Annotated in this window: 20 protein-coding genes; 11 read left to right on the top strand and 9 right to left on the bottom strand. The window is 59.1% G+C overall.

What is annotated here, in order from left to right:
- Positions 1-47: 47 nt before the first annotated feature.
- From CZ345_RS15535 to surE, 3 genes are all read right to left on the bottom strand, one after another.
- The gene (locus CZ345_RS15535) at positions 48-2,027 is read right to left on the bottom strand and encodes an NAD(P)/FAD-dependent oxidoreductase (RefSeq protein ID WP_077073961.1); all 1,980 of its coding nucleotides are present in this window, start codon (positions 2,025-2,027) and stop codon (positions 48-50) included.
- Positions 2,028-2,505: 478 nt separating this feature from the next.
- Positions 2,506-3,429, bottom strand: coding sequence for a class II fructose-1,6-bisphosphate aldolase (gene fba / locus CZ345_RS15530; RefSeq protein ID WP_077073960.1), 924 nt, complete (start codon positions 3,427-3,429; stop codon positions 2,506-2,508).
- Positions 3,430-3,563: 134 nt separating this feature from the next.
- A complete protein-coding gene (gene surE, locus CZ345_RS15525; RefSeq protein ID WP_077073959.1) occupies positions 3,564-4,355 on the bottom strand; it encodes a 5'/3'-nucleotidase SurE in 792 nt (263 codons plus the stop codon).
- Between the two features lie 157 nt (positions 4,356-4,512).
- Here surE and CZ345_RS15520 point away from each other — a divergent pair, with 157 nt between their 5' ends.
- Together CZ345_RS15520 and tmk are read left to right on the top strand one after the other, a co-directional pair.
- The gene (locus CZ345_RS15520; protein ID WP_077074145.1) at positions 4,513-5,559 is read left to right on the top strand and encodes a 3'-5' exoribonuclease YhaM family protein; all 1,047 of its coding nucleotides are present in this window, start codon (positions 4,513-4,515) and stop codon (positions 5,557-5,559) included.
- Positions 5,544-6,164 carry a dTMP kinase gene (gene tmk / locus CZ345_RS15515; RefSeq protein WP_077073958.1) on the top strand — a complete coding sequence of 207 codons (621 nt, stop codon included), beginning with the start codon at positions 5,544-5,546 and terminating at the stop codon, positions 6,162-6,164. The genes CZ345_RS15520 and tmk overlap by 16 nt, the downstream gene beginning before the upstream one ends.
- Positions 6,165-6,349: 185 nt before the next feature.
- Here the strand turns inward: tmk and CZ345_RS15510 are convergent, their stop codons facing one another.
- From CZ345_RS15510 to CZ345_RS15490, 5 genes are all read right to left on the bottom strand, one after another.
- A complete protein-coding gene (locus CZ345_RS15510; protein ID WP_077073957.1) occupies positions 6,350-7,198 on the bottom strand; it encodes an amidohydrolase family protein in 849 nt (282 codons plus the stop codon).
- A gap of 157 nt (positions 7,199-7,355) precedes the next feature.
- Complete coding sequence (locus CZ345_RS15505) at positions 7,356-7,823, bottom strand: universal stress protein (RefSeq protein WP_077073956.1); 468 nt, start codon at positions 7,821-7,823, stop codon at positions 7,356-7,358.
- A gap of 18 nt (positions 7,824-7,841) precedes the next feature.
- Positions 7,842-8,402: a DUF4125 family protein gene (locus CZ345_RS15500; protein WP_077073955.1), complete on the bottom strand. Its 561-nt coding sequence runs from the start codon at positions 8,400-8,402 to the stop codon at positions 7,842-7,844.
- Between the two features lie 27 nt (positions 8,403-8,429).
- Positions 8,430-9,209 (bottom strand): tetratricopeptide repeat protein, encoded by a 780-nt coding sequence (locus CZ345_RS15495; RefSeq protein WP_077073954.1) that lies wholly within the window; start codon positions 9,207-9,209, stop codon positions 8,430-8,432.
- Positions 9,209-10,153 carry a DUF4037 domain-containing protein gene (locus tag CZ345_RS15490; RefSeq protein ID WP_077073953.1) on the bottom strand — a complete coding sequence of 315 codons (945 nt, stop codon included), beginning with the start codon at positions 10,151-10,153 and terminating at the stop codon, positions 9,209-9,211. Before CZ345_RS15490 ends, CZ345_RS15495 begins: the two co-directional genes overlap by 1 nt.
- Positions 10,154-10,302: 149 nt before the next feature.
- On the opposite strand from CZ345_RS15490, the gene CZ345_RS16795 reads away from it, so the two are divergent.
- From CZ345_RS16795 to CZ345_RS15470, 5 genes are all read left to right on the top strand, one after another.
- On the top strand, positions 10,303-10,518 hold the full coding sequence (locus CZ345_RS16795) for a hypothetical protein (RefSeq protein WP_144277393.1): 216 nt from the start codon (positions 10,303-10,305) through the stop codon (positions 10,516-10,518).
- A 142-nt stretch (positions 10,519-10,660) separates the two neighbouring features.
- Positions 10,661-13,135, top strand: coding sequence for a (2S)-3-sulfopropanediol dehydratase (gene hpsG, locus CZ345_RS15485; protein ID WP_077073952.1), 2,475 nt, complete (start codon positions 10,661-10,663; stop codon positions 13,133-13,135).
- Positions 13,136-13,317: 182 nt separating this feature from the next.
- Positions 13,318-14,226, top strand: coding sequence for a (2S)-3-sulfopropanediol dehydratase activating enzyme (gene hpsH / locus CZ345_RS15480; protein ID WP_077073951.1), 909 nt, complete (start codon positions 13,318-13,320; stop codon positions 14,224-14,226).
- A 237-nt stretch (positions 14,227-14,463) separates the two neighbouring features.
- Positions 14,464-14,934 (top strand): IS200/IS605 family transposase, encoded by a 471-nt coding sequence (tnpA, locus tag CZ345_RS15475; protein ID WP_077072450.1) that lies wholly within the window; start codon positions 14,464-14,466, stop codon positions 14,932-14,934.
- A 307-nt stretch (positions 14,935-15,241) separates the two neighbouring features.
- On the top strand, positions 15,242-16,630 hold the full coding sequence (locus tag CZ345_RS15470; RefSeq protein WP_077073950.1) for a sigma-54 interaction domain-containing protein: 1,389 nt from the start codon (positions 15,242-15,244) through the stop codon (positions 16,628-16,630).
- A gap of 87 nt (positions 16,631-16,717) precedes the next feature.
- Here CZ345_RS15470 and CZ345_RS15465 read toward each other — a convergent pair whose 3' ends face one another.
- Positions 16,718-17,131 carry a GlcG/HbpS family heme-binding protein gene (locus CZ345_RS15465; RefSeq protein WP_077074144.1) on the bottom strand — a complete coding sequence of 138 codons (414 nt, stop codon included), beginning with the start codon at positions 17,129-17,131 and terminating at the stop codon, positions 16,718-16,720.
- A gap of 142 nt (positions 17,132-17,273) precedes the next feature.
- On the opposite strand from CZ345_RS15465, the gene CZ345_RS16790 reads away from it, so the two are divergent.
- The 4 genes from CZ345_RS16790 to CZ345_RS15450 all read left to right on the top strand — a co-directional run bounded on the left by CZ345_RS16790 (position 17,274) and on the right by CZ345_RS15450 (position 23,531).
- A complete protein-coding gene (locus tag CZ345_RS16790) occupies positions 17,274-17,549 on the top strand; it encodes a hypothetical protein (RefSeq protein ID WP_144277391.1) in 276 nt (91 codons plus the stop codon).
- Positions 17,550-17,795: 246 nt separating this feature from the next.
- Positions 17,796-20,270, top strand: a complete 2,475-nt coding sequence (gene hpsG / locus CZ345_RS15460; RefSeq protein ID WP_077073949.1) for a (2S)-3-sulfopropanediol dehydratase — start codon at positions 17,796-17,798, stop codon at positions 20,268-20,270.
- Between the two features lie 593 nt (positions 20,271-20,863).
- Positions 20,864-21,715, top strand: coding sequence for an NAD(P)-dependent oxidoreductase (locus tag CZ345_RS15455; RefSeq protein ID WP_077073948.1), 852 nt, complete (start codon positions 20,864-20,866; stop codon positions 21,713-21,715).
- Between the two features lie 457 nt (positions 21,716-22,172).
- Complete coding sequence (locus CZ345_RS15450; RefSeq protein WP_077073947.1) at positions 22,173-23,531, top strand: fucose isomerase; 1,359 nt, start codon at positions 22,173-22,175, stop codon at positions 23,529-23,531.
- Positions 23,532-23,601: the final 70 nt, after the last annotated feature.

Raw genomic sequence — 23,601 nt, 5'->3', positions numbered from 1 at the left:
GATCCTCCGGTCAAGGGATCGCCGCAGTATTGAGGGGAGAGGAATGGTTACAGGGTAAGGCCCGCGTCGAAGCCGGTGTGTACGGCATGTACGATGCTGGAGGCCTCCACGCAGTCGCCCACGCTGATGACGTCGAAGGCGGTGTCCTTGAATTTTTCGCGTTCCTCTTCAAGGGCCTTCGTACCTACGGCGATGATGACGGTGTCGGCTTCAAGGAACTTTCTGCCGTCTTCGTTTTCCACCCACACGCCCTTGTCGGTGATTTCCCTGCAGGCGGTGTTCACCATGGTGTCGACCCCGGTCTTTTCCAGATGGATGAGGTAGGCGGTGCGTTCGGTGAGCTGGGCCTTCGAGGCGAGGTATTCGGCCATTTCCACGATGGTGCATTCATGGCCGAGACCGTTCAGGTGTATGCCGAGTTCCACGCCGATGGCGCCGCCGCCGATGATGACCACCTTTTTGCCCACGGTATCTTCATGGCCGAACACGTCGAAGGACATTTTCGCCTTGTCCACGCCGGGAATGGGCGGAACCACCTGCTTTGCGCCCACGGCCACGATGACGGCGTCGAAGTCGTTCTGTTCGATGATTTCCGGCGTGGCCGTGGTATTATACACCACGGTGATGGCCGGGCGTTTCTTTATCTGGCGTTCCAGATATTCGTGGAACAGCTTCATTTCCTTCTTGAACCACATGGGGTCGGAAAGGAGGGCCTGCCCGCCGAGGCGGTCGGTCTTTTCATAGAGCACCACGCTGTGTCCGCGCATGGCGCAGCTCAGCGCCGCCTCCATGCCTGCCACGCCGCCGCCGATGACGGCCACCTTCTTGGAGCGTTCCGCCGGGGGAATGCGCAGCTTCTGGGCGCTCTGGAACTGCATGGGGTTGGTCATGCACTGGCGGTCGTAGCTGGGGTAGGTGAGCAGGTGCAGGTCCTTGGAAATGGCCACACGGCGGCCGTGGTCCATGCAGTAGTTGCAGCGCAGGCAGGGGCGGATGTCGTCTTCACGGCCTTCCTTGGCCTTCCTGACGAGTTCGGGATCGGCCATGGCGGAGCGGGCCATGAGCACATAGTCGGCCTGGCCTTTGGCCAGCACTTCTTCCGCCACCATGGGATCGTACACGCCGCCCACAAGGCCGATGGGAATGTTCACGCCGGATTTCTTCACGATTTCGCTGGCCCATGCGTTGTGCGCCATGGGATCGAATCCGGTGGGGTGCATCTTGGGCCTGGTGAAGGCGTCGATGCGGTGGCCGCAGGTGATGTGCACCATGTCCACATAATCCTGGAAGATCTTGACCTGCTCGGCGCATTCTTCGGGAGTGATGCCGCCTTCCACGCCGTCGGTACCGTTGAGGCGCAGCTCGATGAGCAGACTGTCGCCCACCACGCGGCGGATTTCCTTGATGACCATGAGCGGGAAGCGGCAGCGGTTTTCAATGGAGCCGCCGAACTCGTCGGTGCGGTGGTTGGTGAGGGGGGAGAGGAAGTAGTTGAACAGCCAGCCGTGGCCGTAGTGGAGCAGCAGTCCGTCGAAATTGGCTATCTGCGCCCAGTGGGCGTATTCGCCGAACAGCGCGGCCACTTCCTCCATGTCCGCCACCGTGGCGGCCTGGGAACCGAGGCGGGGTTCGTCGTCGGCGGAAATCTTCTTGAAGCCCGCGCGCATGTAGGGGCCGCCGTGCAGGAATTCCGCAAAGGTCTTGCCGTTGAAGGCGTGCACCACACGCTGGAGGCGCTGGAAGTTCATCTGATTGCAGGTCTTGGGGTTCAGATTGAACATGTGTTCGTGGCTGCCGTCGATGGGCACTTCCATGGGCAGCGTCACGCGGGAGAAGCCGCCCTGGATATAGCGCATCCAGTAATCGATGCCGAAGGTGTTGATGCGGCCGTCGCTGTCTTCACCGCCGCCGGTGGCCCCGGAGCCGATGGGGGCGACGTGGAAGCGGTTGTTGAAGCGAATCTTGTTCTTGCCTGCATAGAGAGGTTCGAACACATGAGGGTATTTTTCTTTGTAAATCGGCTTCATACACTCTCCTTTGGCGATACATGATTTTCTGACGACGCCGGAAAACGGGAAGATTGTGCATGAACCCGAGCCGGCAGGACTTTTACTATCTATGTCAGACCATAGGAAACACGGGAGAAAAAGAAAAATATTAATTTTCAATGGCTGGTTATCAGCAGCGATTATGCGGGAGAAGTGATGGCGGAAAAGGATGCGGAAGCCGTGCTTTCGGCTCGCGGACGAAGAAAAGAGTCATCGTTCTGCAGCGCGGCCTTCGGGGGCGGAAAGGTGCGCGTACGGAGGAGGGAAGGGGGATGCCGGCAGACCGGAAATACCGTTCCGGGTCGGGCGGCAGAGAAAAGGAGGCGTCCGGCACATGCCTGAGGAAAAGCGGAAGGAATACGGGGGAAGAGGCGGGGAGGGCGGCTTCCGGCGGTTAAAAAAAGAGGGCGGCCGCCCGAAGGCGGCGCGCCCCATCTGCCTGTGGAGGCAAAAGGTGTCAGATCTTGTTGGAGCTGCCGAGCACGTTGCGGATCTTGCGCTGCACCATGTCCTTCACGGCCTGACGGGCGGGCTTGAGATAGGCGCGCGGGTCGAAGGCTTCGGGGTGTTCGGCCATGTACTTGCGGATGTTGGCCGTCATGGCGAGGCGGATGTCGGAGTCGATGTTGATCTTGCACACGCCGGAACGCGCGGCCTTGCGCAGCATGTCTTCGGGCACGCCCTTGGCGTCGCCGAGCTTGCCGCCGTATTCGTTGGCCATGGCCACGAATTCCTGAGGAACGCTGGAAGCGCCGTGCAGCACCAGGGGGTAACCGGGCATCATGGAGGAAATCTTGTCGAGGCGTTCGAAGTCGAGCTTGGCTTCACCCTTGAACTTGTACGCGCCGTGGCTCGTGCCTATGGCGATGGCCAGGGAGTCGCAGCCGGAACGCTGAGCGAATTCCACGGCCTGATCGGGGTCGGTATAGATGCTGCTTTCGGAGCTGACGTGTTCTTCCACACCGGCGAGACGGCCGAGTTCCGCTTCCACCCACACGCCGCGGTCGTGGGCATAGTCCACCACCTGCTTGGTCACGGCGATGTTTTCTTCAAAGGGCAGGTGGGAACCGTCGATCATCACGGAGCTGAAGCCGCCGTCGATGCAGGCCTTGCACAGCTCGAAGTCGGGGCCGTGGTCGAGATGCACCACCACCGGGATGTCCGCTTCGGCAAGGGCGGCTTCCACCAGCTTCATGATATATACCTGACCGGCATATTTGCGGGCCCCGGCGGAAACCTGCAGAATCAGAGGCGAACGCTCTTCCGCGCCTGCCTGCATGATGCCCTGGATGATTTCCATGTTGTTGACGTTGAAAGCGCCGATGGCATAGCCTTCTTTGTAGGCGCGGGCGAACATCTCTTTGGGAGTGGTAATAGGCATAATGGTTCCCTCCGGGGAGCGGGTATCATGAGAGGCATGAAGAAGCGCGCCTCTCTGTATCTTTGTTTCTTTTGTATCCGCAGTGGGGAATTTTCGCAAGGGATGGCGAGTAAAAGAATCGCTCTTTTCCCTTTTTATGAGAGAGCGGCCTCCCAGAGCTTGTTTTCGTTCAGCTTTTTTGCTGTGTCTTCATCATTGAGGTCTATGTTCAGAGGCGAAAGGGTGGCCCAGCCTTTGTGCAGCCAGCTTTTATCGGTGCCTTCATCTTCCAGCTGGAAGTGCTGGAACGGGTCGATCATCCAGTAATATTCCCTTCCCCTCGGGGAGAAACGGCGCTCGTAGGAGTCAAGACAGGCCCAGTCGGTGCTGTGGCGGCATACCTTGAGGCCGCGGATTTCTTCCGCCGGGCAGTCGGGCAGGTTGAGGTTGTACACGCGGTGCAGGGGCAGGTTCGCCCAGTCCATGGCTTCGGCCAGGCGTACCGCAAGGTCGGCATGGGCCATGGTGATACCGGAATGGGCGCAGTGCGACACCGCCATGGTGGGGAGTCCGTACATGGCGGCCTGTATGGCCGCGCCCACGGTGCCGGAGAAGAACACGTCCTGTCCGGCGTTGGGGCCGAAATTGATGCCGGAGATCACAAGTTCCGGCCGGAATTCGGGCATGATGCCGCGCAGGGCGAGAATCACGCAGTCCGCGGGCGTGCCGGAAACGGCGATGCCTTCGAAGGGGCCGCCGGAGGCATGGGGAATGCTCACTCTGTTCGTCAGTATGGGGCCGTGCACCGTAAGACAGCAGCCCGCGCCGGAATGCTGTTCGGCCGGCGCCACGGCCCGCACATCGTGTCCGGCCCGGCGGAGGGATGCGTAGAGCAGGTGAAGGTTTGAACTGTATATGCCGTCGTCGTTGCTGATGAGGATGCGCATGGAGACTCCTCGGGCGGGGGAAAGGCTTTGACAAGCCCTTCCGCGCCATATAGTGGAAAGAAAGGAACTTATGACGCGGGAAGCGGCTGCTGTGCCGCTTCCCATGCTTTCTTGTATAAAACGGCAATCAAAAGTCAAATATCCTTCCGAGGCAACCATGAGGGAACACCGGAACATCAGCGCCGTATCCGCCGGCGAAGAACTTTCCTCCTGCTATCTGGTCAGTCAGGCATCGCTTCAGCAGTCCCGCAACGGGCCGTACTGGAGACTGGAGCTCAAGGATGCGAGCGGCACGCTGGAAGCCAAGATATGGAGCCCGCTCAGTCTTTCCCTGCCGGCGCTTTCGGCGGGGCAGATGGTGGAAGTGGAGGGCCGGGTTTCCCTGTACCGCGATCAGCTTCAGCTTACGGTGGACAATCTGCGAGTGCTTGAAGATGAGGAGATTGCCGCGCTTCCCATGGAAGACTACCTGCCTTCCAGCCCGAGACCCGCAGGAGACATGCTCGAGGAGATCGAGGCCCTGTGCGAGGCGGAGCTTACGCACAGGCCGTGGAAGAAGTTTATGCGTGCGGTACTTTCCGACAGGAACATCCGTCCGCGTCTTCTCACGGCTCCCGCCGCAAAGAGCGTCCATCATGCCTATGCGGGGGGACTTCTGGAACACATGCTTTCCGTGGCGAAGCTGTGTATGCTCATGGCCGGTCATTATCCCGAGCTCGACCGGCAGACCCTGCTCGCCGCGGCTCTTATGCATGATATAGGCAAGCTTGAGGAAATGGGCGGACTGCTGGTTACGGAATATACCGATGAGGGCAGGCTCCTCGGGCACATCATGCAGGGCATCATCATGCTCGAACCCTTCCTGAAGAAGTCGGGGCTTGAGCCGGAACTGGTCATGCATTTCAAGCACCTCATCGCCAGCCATCACGGCGAGCTGCAGTTCGGCGCCGTGCGCGAACCCTGCACGCCCGAGGCCTTCGTGCTGCATTACGCCGACAACATCGACGCCAAGCTCGCCCAGTGCCGGAGCCTGCTGCCGCAGGATGATGCGGAAGGCATGAGCTGGAGCGCCTATCAGAGCCTGCTCGGCCGGAGCCTGTGCCGTCCCGTGCGTACACCGGAGGCTCCCGGAGCGGCAAAAGGCGCAAAACAGGAGAAGAAAGCGGAAAACAGGCAGGAGGAGCGGCAGTGTTCGTTACTGTAGAAGGCGTGGAAGGCGCGGGAAAGAGCACGCTTCTGAATCTTCTTTCCCGGGAGCTGGAACGTCGCGGCATGGCCTTTGTGCGTACGCGCGAACCGGGCGGCTGTGCTCTCGGGGCGCGCATACGGCCGCTTCTGCTCGACGTGTCGAGCCGCGTGGACGAGCGGGCGGAGCTTTTTCTCTTTCTGGCCGACAGGGCGCAGCATGTGGCGGAAACCATACGGCCCGCTCTCGCGGAGGGGGCATGGGTGCTGTGCGACCGTTATGCCGATTCCACCATTGCCTATCAGGGCTACGGGCGCGGCATGGATGTGGAAATGCTGCAGCGTCTCAACGATTACGCAACCGGAGGCCTCTGGCCCGACAGGACGCTGCTGCTCGATCTGCCCGTGGAAACGGGGCTTGAGCGCGCGCTTGCACGCAACGGACGCGAAGGTCTGAGCGAAAGCGAGGGCCGTTTTGAAGCCGAGGAGACGGCCTTTCATCAGCGCATACGCGACGGCTTTCTGAAACGCGCTTCGCGCTGGCCCGGGCGTTTTCGTGTGCTGGACGCGCGCCTTTCGCCGGAAGAACTTCTTTGCCGCGCGCTGGAGTCGCTCGGCCTCTGAGGTTCGCGCGCCGGAATGTCGAGGTGTCGGAAAAAGGGGAGTTTCCCGTTCGGGGAAGCTTCCCTTTGCGTATGCCCGCCGTGCAGAGCGTGGGAACCTTGAGGGAAGGGGGCGCGTTTCGGCCATAAAAAAGCGCCGGTGAAGATTCACCGGCGCTCAAGGCAGGGGCCTTTTTCAGAAAGAGCTTACGCGAGCTTCATGCCGAGCAGCTTTTCGGCGTTCTTGTAGAAGAACTTTTCCTTGTGTTCGGGGGAGAAGTTGAAGCGTTCCAGGTCCTGAATGGCCTGCTTCATGTTGTAGCAGGGCCAGGCGGAACCGTAGAGGATGCGTTCGCCGTCGAGCCACTTCATGGCGTCGCCGAACATCTGGTTGCCGGGAGCCGTGGGGTTCAGCATGTAGATGTCGGGCAGCAGCCACACGTTCTTGTTGGTGATGGCCACCTGGAAGATCATGGGAATCCAGGGGTAGCAGCCGTGGGCAACCACGATCTGCAGGTTCGGGAAGTCGTTGGCCACATGCTGCACGGTGGCGGGGTCGGAATATTCCAGAGTGCCCTGGAAGAAGCTCAGGGTAAGCACCATGGGAATGCCGGCCTTTTCGCAGCGGGCGTACAGGGGGTAGAGCACGTTGGCGTCGGCCTTGCGGGGAGGCATGGCGTAGGCGGGTTCCATGGCCACGCCCTTGATGCCGCCTTCAATGCAGCGTTCCAGCTCGTCCATGGTGGCGGCCACGCCGCGGGTGATGTCCAGGCTGCCGAAGGGAATGATCTTGCCGGGGAATTCTCTGGCCATGTCGAGAATGTCGTCGTTGGAAACGGAGGCGGCATCGTTGGGAACCTGACGGCCGATGATGACGCCGGCGGATATGCCCGCTTCTTCCATTTCCTTCCAGAACAGGTCGAGATCCTTCTTTTCCGCGGCTTCGCTGGGAATGCCGTGGTATTTCTGGGGGGCGGCCTCATTGCAGACGGGGCTGAAGATGCCGAGATTCTTGAAACCCTTGTACGGGGGACGGAGACGGAAGTCGAAAATCATGACATACTCCGATGGGAAAGGACGTGCCTTTCCGCTTGGGGAAAGCGCGGTTGAGCCGTACGAAGGTTCCGCGCGCGCCGCGCGACGCGGCGGAACCTTTCCTCTTTTGAGGGGGATGCGCCGGGCAGGGCCGGGAAGGGCGCGCCCGGAGGAGAAATCAGAAGCCTTCCTCGGGTTCGCATTCCAGACTCAGGTCGTTGGGAATGACCATGACCGGAATGCGGCTGTGTCCGATGAGACGGCTGGTGCTGCCGGAGAAGTTGAACAGACCCTTGGTGTTGAGGCTGCCCATGATGATGAGGTCGGCGCAGCGCTTGTCCACGAGTTCGTTGAGGGCCTTGTCGATGCGTCCGGTAAGAATGAGCGGTTCGCAGGGCAGACCGGAGAAATACTTCTCGGCGAATTCCTTCACGTATTTTTCGGTTTCCTGGCGGCTTTCGGCGGCCACCTTCTGCAGAAGTTCTCTGCTGGCGCCGTAGCTGGCGAAGGCCCCGGTGGGAGGCAGCACATGCACGAGCAGGAGCTTCGCGCCCGTCAGTTCAGCCATTTCCCTGGTGTAGCTGACGATGTCGTCGTTTTGTTCCGTGAGGTCTATGCAGCAGGCGATGGTGGAGAAAGAGCTCATGTTCACTCCTTTATAGGGTTACTGCCGTGCGGCCAGCTTTTTTTCGTAGGCTTCGAGCGAACCTTCGCCCAGCTTGCGCCACAGGCTGTCGTAGCGTTCCACGGCGGTGTTGCGGCCTTCCTGTACGGCGCGCCTCATTTCCGCGGCGTACAGCCTGAGGGTGCGTTCGGAAAGCGTTTCCAGCTCGCAGCGGAAATAACGGCGGAAGATGCTGTCGCAGTTGACGCTGATGGCGTGGGGGTAGCGGGCGGCGGCTTCCTGGAGGAAGCGGATTTCCATATCGGTGATTTCATCGAGCAGGGGGCTCGTGGAAAGCGGAGGCAGACGGTCGTCCATGCGGGCGTACTTTTCGATCATGAGGTTGCGGCCCGCGGCGACGGCTTCTTCCAGATCTTCCAGATAGGATTCCAGCGTGGCCGTATCGTGGGTGCAGTGGTTCATCCAGCGCATGACGCGGAAGGAGTTCGGCCGCGTCTGGCAGACGCTGGTGCCCCCTTCGTTGGGCGTGGACAGGAACATATCGAGTTCGATGTCGACGATTTTTGCAATCAGACGTTCCTTTTCTTCTTCAATGCTCATGGCACACTCCTTGATAAAAGGCTTTCCTTACGAAAGCGCCTTTTTGCAGATGCTCAGATTATAGCGGTAGCCCTCGATGTCCTCGCCTTCCGTGCGGCCGCAGCGCGCATAGCAGGCGATGGCTTCCTCCAGCATTTCCGCAGCTTCCTTCCAGTGATTCGCGGCGGCCAGAGCCGTGCCGAGGTTGCCCATGGAGAAGGCGGTTTCCGGGTGATCGCCCAGAACCTTGCGCCGTATGGCGAGGGCGGCGCGGTGATGGGCCACGCCTTCTTCGTTGCGGCCCGCTTCTTCGTAAATACGGCCGAGATTGTTCAGACAGGTGGAAACCTCGAGGCTTTCCGGGCCGCGCTGTTTTTCCCACAGCGCCCTGGCCTGAAGGTTCAGCTCTTCGGCTCTGTCCAGATGACGAGCCATGTACTCCCCGAAGGAAAGGGCGAACAGGGAGGGCGCCATACGCGGATCGTCCGCAGGCAGATGAGCGCGCAGCAACTCCAGCGCCCTGCGCCCCGTTTTCACGCTCTCATCGAGATGCCCGCAGGCCAGTTCGGCGCGGGCAAGCGCCGTTACGGCAAGCGCGAGATTCACTCCCGGGGCCTTTTCCAGCAGGTTGCCGGCCTTGAAAAATTCTTCCCTCGCCTCTTCGGCCCTGTTCTGATGGAAGAGGGCGAGCCCCAGCGCGTAGCGCAGGCTTCCCTCTTCAAAGGGGGGCAGGGCGGGATATTCCCTGATAAGCTCCCTGAGAGCCGGCTCGGCCTGCGCGTCGGGGAGATTTCTTGCCATGTCGAAGGCGGTGCGGAAGCGTTCCATCAGTCCTCCATCACGTTGCGGCGGCGCAGTTCCGGTTCCTGTATGCCCATCTGCACCACGGGTCCTGCGGCCCACAGCCAGTTGCCCTGGTTGGGACAGAGTCCCTGCGTTTCCAGTTCTCTTGCGGTCAGGGCGCAGAACTCTTCAATGGCCTCCAGAGCGGAAGCTCCCCGTGTTTCATCCTGCCATACCGTGCGCGAAAGAACGCGCAGGGTCTCCACGACGTTTCTGCCCAGTACCGGCAGATCTTCCGCCGCCCGGCAGGCCCATTTATAGAAGGGCATGTACCGGCGGTTGAGCAGAAAGGCCATGGACAGCGCCGCTTCGGAAAAACGGGCCGTGGCGAGCATGGCCGCCACGAAGTCGCCGCGCTGGAGGCAGCGGGGCAGGTTGTACTGCCCGGCCTGCGCCATGATCATGCAGCGTGCGGCTATTTTCTTGCGTCGCACGTCTTCGGGATAATGCCTGAGAAGTTCTTCGCGGACGGCGGAGAATTCGCCGCCCTCATCCATGAATACGGCTCCGTTGGTGCAGGAGCAGAGATGGTATTCGGGAATGGAAAGCCATTCCTTCCAGGTGACGGGCACATGATCCATGCCGAGAAAGCGCCGGTAGAAGCCCTTCACGGGCAGAGGCCCCACGCGGCCCATGCGTTTGTCGGCCGCCATGCGGGTGGGATAGCCCTCGAAGGCGGCGGGCAGAACGGAAAGGGCGCGTTCTATGCGGTCGAGTTCCGAACGCAGAAGCTCGTCGGGAACCCACAGGCAGAAGGCGGGCCCCCAGTCGTGATCGCGGGAAATGCCGTCGTCCAGACCGAGGCATTCCGAACCTTCCCCCACAAGCCCCGCAGCCGAGACGGCCATGACATCGGGAATATGTTCCTTGAGCAGGGGCAGAGCGGACGTAAAGAAACGACGGGAAAGAATGAGACCGGGAAGTGACATGCAAACCTCGGGAGGGTATGACGAGCTTTCTTGTATGGATGAGGACTGCAAGAAACGTGCCAGAAAGCACAGACTGCTCGTAAACGGTTCTCTGTGAAGGCAACAGCGCAGCGGGAGGAGCAACATGCTGAACTTATAAGGAATACTTTATGATATCAGAAAGACGTCGGCGGGGGAAGAGGCCCTTTTTCCCTCAGGCCTCACATGGTTTTTCTGCCTGGGGTGACGGAAGTTGTGCAAAAAAACAACAAAACGGGGAAGGAACGCCCGTGGTGTGTTTTTTTGCTCAAGCTGAAAAAATGATTTGTTTTCATGGGTTAGGAAAAAATGTTGCAAAAATGCACCAGTATGTGACGGGCACATGACGGGGAAAATAACGGTGGATTTTCAGCATATCGCATAAAATCAACAAGTTATGGCAATTGGCACGGTTCGTGCATAAGAAAAGACGTGCAAAACGGAAAAGCACGAAGCTTTTCAACCATCATACATTTTTTGGAGGAATCCATGTCCCAGTGCTGCGCCTGCCTCTCTCCCCAGGAAGATCGCGTCATCAACAAGAAGGTCGATCGCGCCGGCCGTGAGCGCGTGTACAAGATTCTCGAACGCAACCAGTTCACCATTCCCCATGTGGACGTGGAGCGCGCCAAGTACTTCACCGAATCCATGAAGACCACGGAAGGCGAGCTTCTGACCCTGCGCTGGGCCAAGGCTCTGAAGAACGTGGCCGAAAAGATCACGGTGTACATCACCCCCGATCAGCTTCTCGCCGGCCGCGTGGGCCAGCTCGGCCGTTACGGCATTCTGTATCCTGAAATCGACGGCGACTTCTACCGCGAAGTGCTGGGCGATCTGGACCATCGCGCGAAGAGCCCCTTCCAGATTTCCGATGCCGACAAGAAGATCGTCATGGAAGAAATCGCCCCCTACTGGGAAGGCAAGACCTACCATGAACATCTGAACAAGGTCATTCCCGCGGAAATCCGCGGCGTGACGTACGACGACGAACGCGGCCTGAAGTCCAAGTTCGTGGTGTCCGAAACCTCCTCCTACCGTTCCGCCCTGCAGTGGGTTCCGGACTACGGCAAGGTGATTCAGCGCGGCTTCATCGACATTCAGAATGAAGCGAAGCAGCGCCTGGCGGCCCTGGATCTGACGAACTCCGTGGATCTGTGGGAAAAGAAGCCCTTCTATGAAGCTATGATCATCGTGTGCGACGCCATCATGATCTGGGCCCGCCGCCATGTGGAACTGGCCCGCAGGCTTGCGGCCGAAGAAGCGGATCCCAAGCGCAAGGCCGAACTTCTGACCATCGCCGAAGTGTGCGAACGCGTGCCTGCGTACCCCGCCCGTACGTTCCGTGAAGCGGTGCAGTGCCAGTGGTTCGTGCAGATGTTCTCCCGCATCGAACAGAAGGCCAGCGCCATCATTTCCAACGGCCGCATGGACCAGTACCTGTACCCCTACTACAAGAAGGACATCGAAGAAGGCCGCATGACCCGTGAAGAGGCCCGCGAACTTCTGGAATGCATGTGGGTGGACATGGCTCAGTTCATCGACCTGTACATCAACCCCACGGGCAACGAATTCCAGGAAGGCTACGCGCACTGGGAAGCCGTGACCATCGGCGGCCAGACTCCCGACGGCGAAGACGCGACCAACGATCTTTCCTACCTGTTCCTGGAATCCAAGCGTGAATTCCCTCTGAACTACCCCGACCTTGCCGCGCGTATCCATTCCCGCACTCCCGAACGCTTCATGTACGAAGTGGCTCTGACGGTGAAGGACGGCTCCGGCTTCCCGAAGCTGATCAACGACGAAGAAGTGGTGTTCCTGAACACGGTGAAGGGCGTGCCGGTGAACGAAGCTCTGGACTACGCTGTTTCCGGCTGCACGGAAACGCGTCATCCGAACCGCGACACCTACACCTCCGGCTGCGTGTACATCAACTTCGGCGCGGCTCTGGAAATGGTGATGCACAACGGCCGCATGATGCACTACGGCGACGAGCTGATCGGCCTTGAAACGGGCGATCCGTGTTCCTTCAAGACGTGGGAGGAATTCTACGAAGCGTACAAGAAGCAGCACATGAACCTGCTGCACAAGGCCTTCCAGCAGCAGCACATCGTGGACCGTCTGCGTCCCCAGCACTTCGCCGCGCCTCTGTCCTCCGTGCTTCACAACCTGTGCATGGAAAACGCGCTTGACCTTCATACCGAAAAGATCCCCGGCGGCGTGGACTTCTCCTACTTCGAGTTCCTGGGCTACGCGACGGTGACGGACTCCCTTGCCGCCATCAAGAAGCTGGTGTTCGAAGAAAAGAAGCTGACCATGCAGGAAGTTCTGGACGCCATCAACGCGGACTTCGTGGGCTACGAACCCGTGCAGAAGATGCTGCAGTCCGCGCCCCGCTACGGCAACAACGATCCGTATGCGGACAGCATCGCGAAGGACATCGACCGCTTCACGCAGGTCGAGGCAGAAAAGAGCACCCGCGAACGCGGCGTGCATGTGGACGTGCGCTACGTGCCGATCACCTCTCACGTTCCCTTCGGCAACGTGATCTGCGCGACTCCCAACGGCCGCAAGGCGTGGACGGCTCTGTCCGACGGTTCCTCCGCCTCTCAGGGCGCGGATGAAAAGGGCCCGACCGCGGACCTTCTGTCCAACTACCACACCAAGAACTACGGGATGATCAACCGCGCCTCCCGTCTGCTGAACATCAAGCTTTCGCCGAAGTCGGTGGCCGGTGAGGAAGGCACGCGCAAGGTCATGGACATCATCCGTACCTGGTGCGACCTGAAGCTGTGGCACCTGCAGTTCAACGTGGTGAACCGTGCGACGCTGGAAGCCGCGCAGAAGGACCCCGCGAGCTACCGCAACCTGCTGGTCCGCATCGCCGGTTACAGCGCCTACTTCTGTGACCTGTCCCGCGATCTGCAGAACGACGTTATCGCCCGTACCGAACACGAAGGTATGTAAGAACGCGGCTTGAAGAAGCTGATAAAGAACCATGCCGGGGAGGTGACTCCCCGGCTTTCGGAGAGGTAACTCTCCCCCTCCTCGGGACGAGTCGACGCGGCATCGGAGTCGGTGCCGCGTCGACGTGCCCGGAGGAAACGGCGGCAGGGCCGCCTTTCATCGCACCTACGGAGACAGTGATTATGCAGGACGCCAAAGTAACAGGCATGATCTTCAACGTGCAGAAGTTCAGTGTGCACGACGGCGCGGGTATCCGCACGCTGGTATTTTTCAAGGGCTGCCCTCTTCGCTGCCGCTGGTGCAGCAACCCCGAATCCCAGCTTTTCACGCCTGAGAGGGCCTTCAACCCCTCGCGCTGCCTTTCGGCGGACGTGTGCGGTCGCTGTTCCCACGCCTGCCCTACGGGAGCCATGAGCGTGGTGAACGGCATCAACTATTACGACCGCTCCAAGTGCAACGGCTGCGGCGCCTGCGTGAAAGCCTGCCCCACGGGAGCGCAGTCCTTCTACGGCTATAAGGCCAGCGTGGAAGACATCATTGCGCAGGTGGAGGAAGACGACGTGTTCTACTCCCGCTCCGGCGGCGGCATCACCCTTTCCGGCGGCGAGGCTCTGGCCCAGCCGGAATTCGCCCTGGCTCTTCTGCGCGAGGCTCGGCGTCACCGTATTTCCACCACCATCGAGACCTGCGGCCATTATCCCACCAAGGTGCTGGCCGAGGCCTGTACGCTGCTCGATCAGCTCATTTTCGACATCAAGTCTCTGGACGCGGAAAAGCACAAGACCTTCACCGGCAGGGACAACACGCAGATTCTCAAGAACATCAACTACGTCTTCGAGAATTTCCCCGATCTGCCCATCCTCATCCGCACGCCCGTGATCCCGGGCTTCAACGATACGGAAGAGGAAATCATGGCCATCCGCCGCATGATTCCCTTCCGTCCCAACATCAAGTACGAAGCGCTGACCTATCATCGCATGGGCCAGCCCAAGTACGGCTACATCGGTCGCCCCTATCTTCTGGAAGGCGTGACGGCCGATGAAAAGTTCATGAAGGAACTCAACGAAAAGCTGGCCGCCTACCAGGGCTAGCGGACAATCCGTTTTTCCCGCCGGAAGTGTTCCGGGAACGCCGTCGGAACGGCACCTCCATGGTGCCGTCCGGCGGCGTTCTGTTAAGGCCTTTAGGCAGTTGAGGGAGCGGAAGCGACCGAAACAGAAAACCACCCGCTTAGCGGGTGGACCACAAAATGGTTATACCTGAAAAAACACCTTTTCGATAAGACGGAGTTGTTCAGGCTCCCGTCCACATCGAAAAGGTGTTTTTTTATGGCGAAAGAACAAAATCTGGCACATACGAAATGGCTGTGTAGGTACCATATTGTCTTCACTCCGAAGTATAGGAGAAAAGTGATTTACGGGCAATACCGTGAAGAAATAGGAAAAATAATACGACAGCTTTGTAATTACAAGGGAATCGAAATTATTGAGGGACATATGATGATAGACCATGTGCATATGCTTGTCATGATACCGCCAAAGTATGCGATATCGTCGGTTATGGGGTATATAAAGGGTAAAAGTTCACTGATGATTTTTGATAAATTTTCCCAGCTGAAATACCGGTATGGCAATCGGAGATTCTGGAGCGTGGGATATTACGTCAGCACAGTAGGTTTGAACGAAGCAACGATCAGGAAATATATACGGGATCAGGATAGAGAAGATATCATGCTTGATAAGAGGACGTGCAGGGAATATACGGATCCGTTCAGTCCAAAGCAGGGAAAGCTCCTTTAGGAGCAGGCTACGAGTCAAAGTACATGGGGGCTTGAACTGTTGAAAAAAAGGCAGGGCGCCGACTAGAGAAGTTCAAGCCGGCGCCCTTAAGGCGCGAGTAAGTAACAAGCCCTTACAGGGCTGGTCAAGCCACCCGTTTTACGGGTGGTCCTGACTTGTTTTCCCGCGAGGAGGGACAGTGTTCCGCACGACCGGGACGGCAGGCGGCGTTTTTCGCCTCCGCCGGGGCTGGCTCGGCCCGCGTTGCAATCGGAGCGTGCTTCGGCTACAAGAAAAAGCAAGGCAAAAACAACCCGGTGTGTGCGATATGCTTCAAGAATATCTCGATCAGCTTCTGGACGTGTTCAGCGACGGCGTCTGCGTGACCGATGCTCAGGGAACGGTTCTCTTCCTGAACGCCATGCACGAAAAGCTTACCGGCGTTCCCCATGCGAGCATGATCGGGCACAACATTCAGGAGTTTGTGGGCAGGCGGGTGTTCGACGTCATTCTGAACCCCGAGATACTGCGTACCGGCAAGTCCATGACCCGGGTACAGACTCTTGCCAACGGCCGCCGTCTGGTGCTGGAAGGGCATCCCATTTTCGACGGTGACGGCGTCGCCTCCTACTGCGTCACGCTCATCCGCGATGAGAGTCGCCTGCAGGAGCTTCAGGGCAAGGTGGCCTTTCAGAAGGAACTTCTGGAGGTGTTCTCCAAGCTCAGCAATTCGCCCAAGCAGGAAAGCCGTATGCCGGAAATCGTGCAGAGCGCAACCATGACGAGTCTGCACGGCAAGGTGCGGGTGCTCGCCCAGACGGACGCTCCCGTACTGATTCTCGGTGAGACGGGCGTGGGCAAGGACGTGCTGGCCCGCCGCATCCATATGGAGAGCGACAGGGCGGAGCGGCCCTTCATCAAGGTGGACTGCGGCAGCATATCGCCGCAGCTTATCGAAACGGAGCTGTTCGGCTATGTGGGGGGCACGTTTTCCGGCGCGAACAAGAACGGCAAGGTAGGACTTATCGAGGCCGCTTCCACGGGTACGGTGTTTCTCGACGAAATAGGAGAACTGCCCATCGCCATGCAGACGCGGCTTCTGCGCTTTCTGCAGGACGGCGAGGTGCTGCGCGTGGGAGCGACGACGCCGAGGAAGCTGGACGTGCGCGTCATTGCGGCCACCAACAGGGATCTGGAAAAGGCCGTGGCCGAAGGCGAGTTCCGCAGCGATCTCTATTATCGCCTGAAAATCGCCGTTCTGCATATTCCGCCGCTTCGGGAACGGCACGACGACATTCTGCCCATGGCCCGTTTTTTTCTGGATTTTTACTGCAGAAAGTACGGGCGCACCATGGAATTTTCCCCCGAAGCGGAGGCGGCCATCCAGAATCACGACTGGCCGGGCAACGTGCGTGAACTCAAGAATATGGTGCAGGGCCTTGCCGTCACCTGCGCCGAGAATATCATACAGCCTTCGCATCTGCCCTTCGTGAGTACGCTCTCCGCCAGGGCAGAGAACGACAATTCCCTGCCCGCCATATCCTTCGACGGTCGTAATTATAAGGAAATCATGAAGGATATGGAGGCCGTGGTACTTCGTGCCGCCATGCATAAGTACGGCAACATCGCCAATGTGGCCAGGGAACTTCAGGTGGACAGAAGCACCATTTTCCGCAAGGTCAAGGAACTGGAAAAGCGGGGCGTGACCTTCGACTGACGCGTGCCCGGAAGGACGCTCGTGGAAGGCCGCATGTTGAAACTGAAGCATAAAGAAAGGGCGGGGTGTTCATTCCCCGCCCTTTCTCTATGCCTGCCGGGCGAGCAGAGCGTCGCGCACGCGCAGCGCCAGGGCTTCGTCTTCTTCCGGGCTGCGGCCGCTGACGCCTATGCCCGCAATGAGCACGCCGTTTTCATCGAACATAGGGACGCCGCCGGGCATGGAAGTCATGCGTTCATCCATGAAATCGGCCAGACTGAGCTTTTCTCTGATAAGGCGTTCATGCAGGGCGGAGGTGGAACAGTGCATTTTGGCGGACGTATAGGCTTTGCCTCTGGCCATGTGCTCGATGCGCGCATGAACGCCGGGCATACGCAGAAGGGCCGCCAGTGCCGTGTCCGGCGCCGCTATGGCCAGACATACGGGGGCTCCCCCCGCGGCGAGCTGGTCGAACTGCTGAAGAATCTGCCGGATACGCAGGTAAAGGGTATCGCTGATCATGATTGCTCCCGGATAAGAGATAAGGGGCGGGCTGCTTCGGAGGAACTTCATGTCGAGAAGGCTGCCTCTTCTGCCGCCCGTTGCGGCAGGAATGCGGGGCGGGCCGTTTTCCCTGTCCCTGTTTGTAGGGCAGAGGAGGGAAATGTCAAACGGTTTCACCGGCAAAAGAACGTTCTGTTCTTCGGCGGAAATATCCCGCAAAAGGGTGGAATCCGTCCGGATCGGAGCGGCTTTGCGCGGCCGCCGCGGGCATGGCACGTTTTTCGATTTCACAGGTGTTCCTTGGTCGGTCGTTGCCTCGGAGACGTGTTCTCCCGAAGGTTTTTCGGAGATTTTCGGCAGAAAAGCGGCTGCGGCAGGTGGCGTCAGGTTCTTTCCGCTGTTCTTTGTGCAAAAATGCAATGAATTTTCGGGGTAAAGAAGGGGAGGAGTGTTTTTTTGCTCAAGTTTAAAAATATTTTAATTACAGTATGTTATAAAATATATGTTGCAAAAATGCACGAAAACGCAGGCTGCGGCAAGGGTGTTCGAATGCCGATAAAAATAAAATATATTATAAAAAACAATGAATTATGATAATTGGCACGGTTCGTGCATAAAGAAAGATGTGTCAAAACGGAAAAGCACAAGGCTTTTCAACCATCATACATTTTTGGAGGAATCCATGTCCCAGTGCTGCGCCTGCCTCTCTCCCCAGGAAGATCGCGTCATCAACAAGAAGGTCGATCGTGCCGGTCGTGAGCGCGTGTACAAGATTCTCGAACGCAACCAGTTCACCATTCCCCATGTGGACGTGGAACGCGCCAAGTACTTCACCGAATCCATGAAGACCACGGAAGGCGAGCTTCTGACCCTGCGCTGGGCCAAGGCTCTGAAGAACGTGGCCGAAAAGATCACGGTGTACATCACCCCCGATCAGCTTCTCGCCGGCCGCGTGGGCCAGCTCGGCCGTTACGGCATTCTGTATCCTGAAATCGACGGCGACTTCTACCGCGAAGTGCTGGGCGATCTGGACCATCGCGCGAAGAGCCCCTTCCAGATTTCCGATGCCGACAAGAAGATCGTCATGGAAGAAATCGCCCCCTACTGGGAAGGCAAGACCTACCATGAACATCTGAACAAGGTCATTCCGGCGGAGATCCGCGGCGTGACGTACGACGACGAACGCGGCCTGAAGTCCAAGTTCGTGGTTTCGGAAACCTCCTCCTACCGTTCGGCCCTGCAGTGGGTGCCGGACTACGGCAAGGTGATTCAGCGCGGCTTCATCGACATCCAGAATGAAGCGAAGGAGCGCCTGGCGGCCCTGGATCTGACGAACTCCGTGGACCTGTGGGAAAAGAAGCCCTTCTATGAAGCCATGATCATCGTGTGCGACGCCATCATGATCTGGGCCCGCCGCCATGTGGAACTGGCCCGCAGGCTTGCGGCCGAAGAAGCGGATCCCAAGCGCAAGGCCGAGCTTCTGACCATCGCCGAAGTGTGCGAACGCGTGCCCGCGTACCCCGCCCGTACGTTCCGTGAAGCGGTGCAGTGCCAGTGGTTCGTACAGATGTTCTCCCGCATCGAACAGAAGGCCAGCGCCATCATTTCCAACGGCCGCATGGACCAGTACCTGTACCCCTACTACAAGAAGGACATCGAAGAAGGCCGCATGACCCGTGAAGAGGCCCGCGAACTTCTGGAATGCATGTGGGTGGATATGGCTCAGTTCATCGACCTGTACATCAACCCCACGGGCAACGAATTCCAGGAAGGCTACGCGCACTGGGAAGCCGTGACCATCGGCGGCCAGACTCCCGACGGCGAAGACGCGACCAACGATCTTTCCTACCTGTTCCTGGAATCCAAGCGTGAATTCCCTCTGAACTACCCCGACCTTGCCGCGCGTATCCATTCCCGCACTCCCGAACGCTTCATGTATGAAGTGGCGCTGACGGTGAAGGACGGCTCCGGCTTCCCGAAGCTGATCAACGACGAAGAAGTGGTGTTCCTGAACACGGTGAAGGGCGTGCCCGTGAACGAAGCTCTGGACTACGCGGTTTCCGGCTGCACGGAAACGCGTCATCCGAACCGCGACACCTACACCTCCGGCTGCGTGTACATCAACTTCGGCGCGGCTCTGGAAATGGTGCTGCACAACGGCCGCATGATGCACTACGGCGACGAGCTGATCGGCCTTGAAACGGGCGATCCGTGCTCCTTCAAGACGTGGGAGGAATTCTACGAAGCGTACAAGAAGCAGCACATGAACCTGCTGCACAAGGCCTTCCAGCAGCAGCACATCGTGGACCGTCTGCGTCCCCAGCACTTCGCCGCGCCTCTGTCCTCCGTGCTTCACAACCTGTGCATGGAAAACGCGCTTGACCTTCATACCGAAAAGATCCCCGGCGGCGTGGACTTCTCCTACTTCGAATTCCTGGGCTACGCGACGGTGACGGACTCCCTTGCCGCCATCAAGAAGCTGGTGTTCGAAGAAAAGAAGCTGACCATGCAGGAAGTTCTGGACGCCATCAACGCGGACTTCGTGGGCTACGAACCCGTGCAGAAGATGCTGCAGTCCGCGCCCCGCTACGGCAACAACGATCCGTATGCGGACAGCATCGCGAAGGACATCGACCGCTTCACGCAGGTCGAGGCAGAAAAGAGCACCCGCGAACGCGGCGTGCATGTGGACGTGCGCTACGTGCCGATCACCTCTCACGTTCCCTTCGGCAACGTGATCTGCGCGACGCCCAACGGCCGCAAGGCGTGGACGGCTCTGTCCGACGGATCCTCCGCCTCTCAGGGCGCGGATGAAAAGGGCCCGACCGCGGACCTTCTGTCCAACTACCACACCAAGAACTACGGGATGATCAACCGCGCCTCCCGTCTGCTGAACATCAAGCTTTCGCCGAAGTCGGTGGCCGGTGAGGAAGGCACGCGCAAGGTCATGGACATCATCCGTACCTGGTGCGACCTGAAGCTGTGGCACCTGCAGTTCAACGTGGTGAACCGTGCGACGCTGGAAGCCGCGCAGAAGGACCCCGCGAGCTACCGCAACCTGCTGGTCCGCATCGCCGGTTACAGCGCCTACTTCTGCGACCTGTCCCGCGACCTGCAGAACGACGTCATCGCCCGTACCGAACACGAAGGTATGTAATTGACCTGACGGCGGGAGCTTTCACGGCTCCCGCCGTTCCTGTACGAAGGCCGGCCGCTCCGATGTCGTGAACTCCCCTTTGCGACGGGGCGGACCCGGAATAAGAACCGATACGGCAGGGGGGCAGGCCTGAGCCGGCCCCCCTGCTTGTTTGTGCCTTTTTGATGGCAATTCTCTGGACGTGGAAATTCGGAACGGGGATATTGGCAGGGTCACCGTCAGATATCACGCAGTCACGTTCGGAAGAAACGGATATTTTCCGGGCCGCTCGCCTTCGGGCGACAGGTTCGGATCAGGTGACGCGGAGGACCGTTGCGGCTACGGGCCGCCTGTTTCTCCGTCACGACGCAGCTTTTGAGGTCCGTCGGCATACGTCGCGACCCCGGCACGGCCTTGCGGGCGCCCGCTTTCCGTGGGCAAGAGGCCTCGGGCGTTTTGCGGCGGCCGGATGCCGGGGCTGAAGCGACGAAACGAGGGCCGGCAGAGTGGAAGGCGCGGGTGTTCCGGCGATTGCCGGGCTGTCCGCGCGAAGGGTTCCTCTTCATGACCGCGCCATGCGCGGCAAGCCTTTTTCCTGAGGAAAGGAGTAAAAAATGCAGTTTGGTTTTATTGGTCTCGGCAACATGGGCGGCGTCATCGCGCGCAACATTCTGCGCGCCGGTGAGAAGGTCATCGTTTTCGACCTCAACGTGCAGCGTGCTGAAGAATTCGTGGCCGACGGCGCCGTGGTCGCCCACAGCCGCGATGAACTCGCCGTGTGCGACGTTCTCTGCACCTGCCTTGCCATGCCTCAGCATGTGACCGGCACCGTGCTCGGCGAAGACGGCCTGTATGCCAAAATGAAGTCCGGCGCCATCCATATCGACTTCAGCACCATTGATCCTTCCACCGCCAATCAGATGGCCGCCGAAGCCCAGAAGAAGGGCATCGCCTATGTGCAGTCCACCGTGGGCAAGACCCCGCAGATGGCCGCCAAGTGCGAAGAACCCCTGTTCATCGGCGGCGACCGCGCCGCCATCGAAAAGCTCATGCCCCTCTTTTCCAAGATCGGTCAGCCCCGCGACGTGGATACCGTGAACGCCTCCTGCGCCGTGAAGCTGCTGAGCAACCTCATCGGCATGGCCAATCTGGCCGTTCTGGCCGAAGGTATGCGCATCGGCGCTCTGGCCGGCATGGACCCCCACAAGCTCATTGAACTGCTTCAGGATACCGGCGCCCGCAGCTTCCAGCTCGACGTGCGCGGCCCCTGGATCGCCGACAACGACTACGCCGCCCGCTTCGGCGTGAACCTCACCGCCAAGGACCTGCGCCTCGGCTGCGCCATGGCCCGCGACTGGGGCTATGAACCCAAGATGATCGAACAGGCTTATGCCTACTACACCCAGGCCAGCGAAGCCGGCATGGGTATGGAAGACTCCTGCGCCGTCTACAAGATCACGAAGTAAGGCACGCGAAGGGCGGCTACGCCGCCCTTCCTTCCCCTCGTCATGGAACGAACCGCTGCAGAGTATGAATGTGGCCCCGTGATAGAAAAATGGAGCCGTATTTTGCATCGACAAGGTTTGTTTTTACTGCTTTATGAGGGGCAGATAGTGCAGTACAACATGTGAATAAAAGATCAGTTTTTTAACAAAAAAGATATATACGGATAAAAATACACATAACTAGTTGTTAATAAGAGTGAAATGCTCTCCGTTGAGAGTATTTGCGTTTGCTTAATTATTGAAACTTGATATGCTTTGTGACGAGAATATGACTGTGCCGTCATAAATGGTAACAATGGAATGAAGTTGGAGTCATCCGCTGAAAGACGTCATTCCGGTCACCATGCGGCACTGTTTGAGGCAGGGTCGAAAGGGCGATGTTTCGCCTTTTGAGGTCAAGATTATCTGGAGGGACATAATGTCTTACACTGTTCGCAAACCCAGGCTTGGTGTGCTCGCTCTGGGTCGTTCTACGTTTGATACCGAATTTGCCGCCAAAATGCATGAGCAGGCTCTGAAGACGCTTGCCGATATGGATGCCGAACTTGTCGGCGGTAAGGAAATCCTTTACGACGCCGCGGCTCTGGAAGCCGCTCTTCCCGCCATTGAAGCCGCCGACGTGGACGCTCTTCTGGTCATTCAGGTGACCTTCACCGACGCGGAAAGCACCGTGGCCGCCGCCCTCAAGCTGGGCAAGCCCGTCATCATGTGGTCCTGGTCCGAAGCCCGCACCGGCGGCCGTCTGCTGCTGAACTCCTTCTGCGGCGTCAACCTGGCTTCCCATGCCCTGAGCCGCCACGGCAAGAGCATCGTCCATGTGCACAAGGATTCTTCCGATCCCGAAGCCGCGAAGGAAATCTTCCATGCCGCTCAGGCCGCTTCCGTGCTCAACCAGCTCAAGGGGCAGAAGTTCCTGCTCATCGGCGAACATCCCGACGGATTCGATGCCTGCAACTTCAACCCCAACGATCTGTTCCGCCTGTTCGGCATGACCACGGATCATATCGACATCCTCGACTTCATCGAGGAAACCAAGGCTCAGCCCGACAGCGTGGCCGACGCTCCGTATGCCCGCCGTGCGGCCCAGTTCCCGAACCTCGGCGAACTCGACCACGACGCCACCATCAAGACCTGCAAGATCTACGCCCGTATGCGCGACAAGGCCGCCGAACAGGGCTATCTCGGCATGACGGTGCGCTGCTGGCCCCACTTCTTCACCCACTACGGCGCGGCCGCCTGCGGCGCCATGGCCATGATGAATGAAGACGGCGTGCCCTGCGGCTGCGAAGGCGACCTCTACGGCGTGCTCACCGCTCTGCTTCTCACCCGCCTGCAGAACTCCGGCGCGTTCAATACCGACCTTGTGGATGTGGACGTGAAGGACGACACCGTGGTGTTCTGGCACTGCGGCCAGGCCCCCATCGACATGGCCGATCCCGAAGGCCCCATCCGCGGTACCATTCATTCCAACCGCAAGCTTCCCCTGCTTTCGGAATTCTGCCTGAAGCCCGGCCGCTTCACGCTGGCCCGCATCAGCCAGGGCAAGGGCAAGCTGCGCCTGCTCATCGGCGGCGGTGAAATGATCAGCCGTCCTCTGGCCTTCTCCGGCACCGCCGGCGTGGCCCGCATGGACATTCCCGCCGAACAGTTCATGAAGAACCTCATTGCCGAGGGTATGGAACATCATTCCGGCATCGTGTACGGCGACTGCCGCGAACAGCTCAAAATGATAGCCGAAATGGTCGGCCTCGAAGTGGTGGATCTCACCAAGGCGTAATACAGGGAACGGAGGCGGGCCGTAACGGTTCGTCTCCGTTTTCGTATCCGACTGTTTCCCTATTTCCGAA

The sequence above is a fragment of the Mailhella massiliensis genome (genome assembly GCF_900155525.1).
Taxonomy (GTDB): domain Bacteria; phylum Desulfobacterota; class Desulfovibrionia; order Desulfovibrionales; family Desulfovibrionaceae; genus Mailhella; species Mailhella massiliensis.
Note: the sequence above shows the minus strand (reverse complement) of the source record. Positions and strands in the feature narration are given on the sequence as shown.

Coding starts and splice junctions, on each gene's coding strand:
- CZ345_RS15535 (WP_077073961.1), bottom strand. CDS start 2,027: ATGAAGCCGATTTACAAAGAAAAATACCCTCATGTGTTCGAACCTCTC.
- fba (WP_077073960.1), bottom strand. CDS start 3,429: ATGCCTATTACCACTCCCAAAGAGATGTTCGCCCGCGCCTACAAAGAA.
- surE (WP_077073959.1), bottom strand. CDS start 4,355: ATGCGCATCCTCATCAGCAACGACGACGGCATATACAGTTCAAACCTT.
- CZ345_RS15520 (WP_077074145.1), top strand. CDS start 4,513: ATGAGGGAACACCGGAACATCAGCGCCGTATCCGCCGGCGAAGAACTT.
- CZ345_RS15510 (WP_077073957.1), bottom strand. CDS start 7,198: ATGATTTTCGACTTCCGTCTCCGTCCCCCGTACAAGGGTTTCAAGAAT.
- CZ345_RS15505 (WP_077073956.1), bottom strand. CDS start 7,823: ATGAGCTCTTTCTCCACCATCGCCTGCTGCATAGACCTCACGGAACAA.
- CZ345_RS15500 (WP_077073955.1), bottom strand. CDS start 8,402: ATGAGCATTGAAGAAGAAAAGGAACGTCTGATTGCAAAAATCGTCGAC.
- CZ345_RS15495 (WP_077073954.1), bottom strand. CDS start 9,209: ATGGAACGCTTCCGCACCGCCTTCGACATGGCAAGAAATCTCCCCGAC.
- CZ345_RS15490 (WP_077073953.1), bottom strand. CDS start 10,153: ATGTCACTTCCCGGTCTCATTCTTTCCCGTCGTTTCTTTACGTCCGCT.
- CZ345_RS16795 (WP_144277393.1), top strand. CDS start 10,303: ATGATATCAGAAAGACGTCGGCGGGGGAAGAGGCCCTTTTTCCCTCAG.
- hpsG (WP_077073952.1), top strand. CDS start 10,661: ATGTCCCAGTGCTGCGCCTGCCTCTCTCCCCAGGAAGATCGCGTCATC.
- hpsH (WP_077073951.1), top strand. CDS start 13,318: ATGCAGGACGCCAAAGTAACAGGCATGATCTTCAACGTGCAGAAGTTC.
- tnpA (WP_077072450.1), top strand. CDS start 14,464: ATGGCGAAAGAACAAAATCTGGCACATACGAAATGGCTGTGTAGGTAC.
- CZ345_RS15470 (WP_077073950.1), top strand. CDS start 15,242: ATGCTTCAAGAATATCTCGATCAGCTTCTGGACGTGTTCAGCGACGGC.
- CZ345_RS15465 (WP_077074144.1), bottom strand. CDS start 17,131: ATGATCAGCGATACCCTTTACCTGCGTATCCGGCAGATTCTTCAGCAG.
- CZ345_RS16790 (WP_144277391.1), top strand. CDS start 17,274: ATGTCAAACGGTTTCACCGGCAAAAGAACGTTCTGTTCTTCGGCGGAA.
- hpsG (WP_077073949.1), top strand. CDS start 17,796: ATGTCCCAGTGCTGCGCCTGCCTCTCTCCCCAGGAAGATCGCGTCATC.
- CZ345_RS15455 (WP_077073948.1), top strand. CDS start 20,864: ATGCAGTTTGGTTTTATTGGTCTCGGCAACATGGGCGGCGTCATCGCG.
- CZ345_RS15450 (WP_077073947.1), top strand. CDS start 22,173: ATGTCTTACACTGTTCGCAAACCCAGGCTTGGTGTGCTCGCTCTGGGT.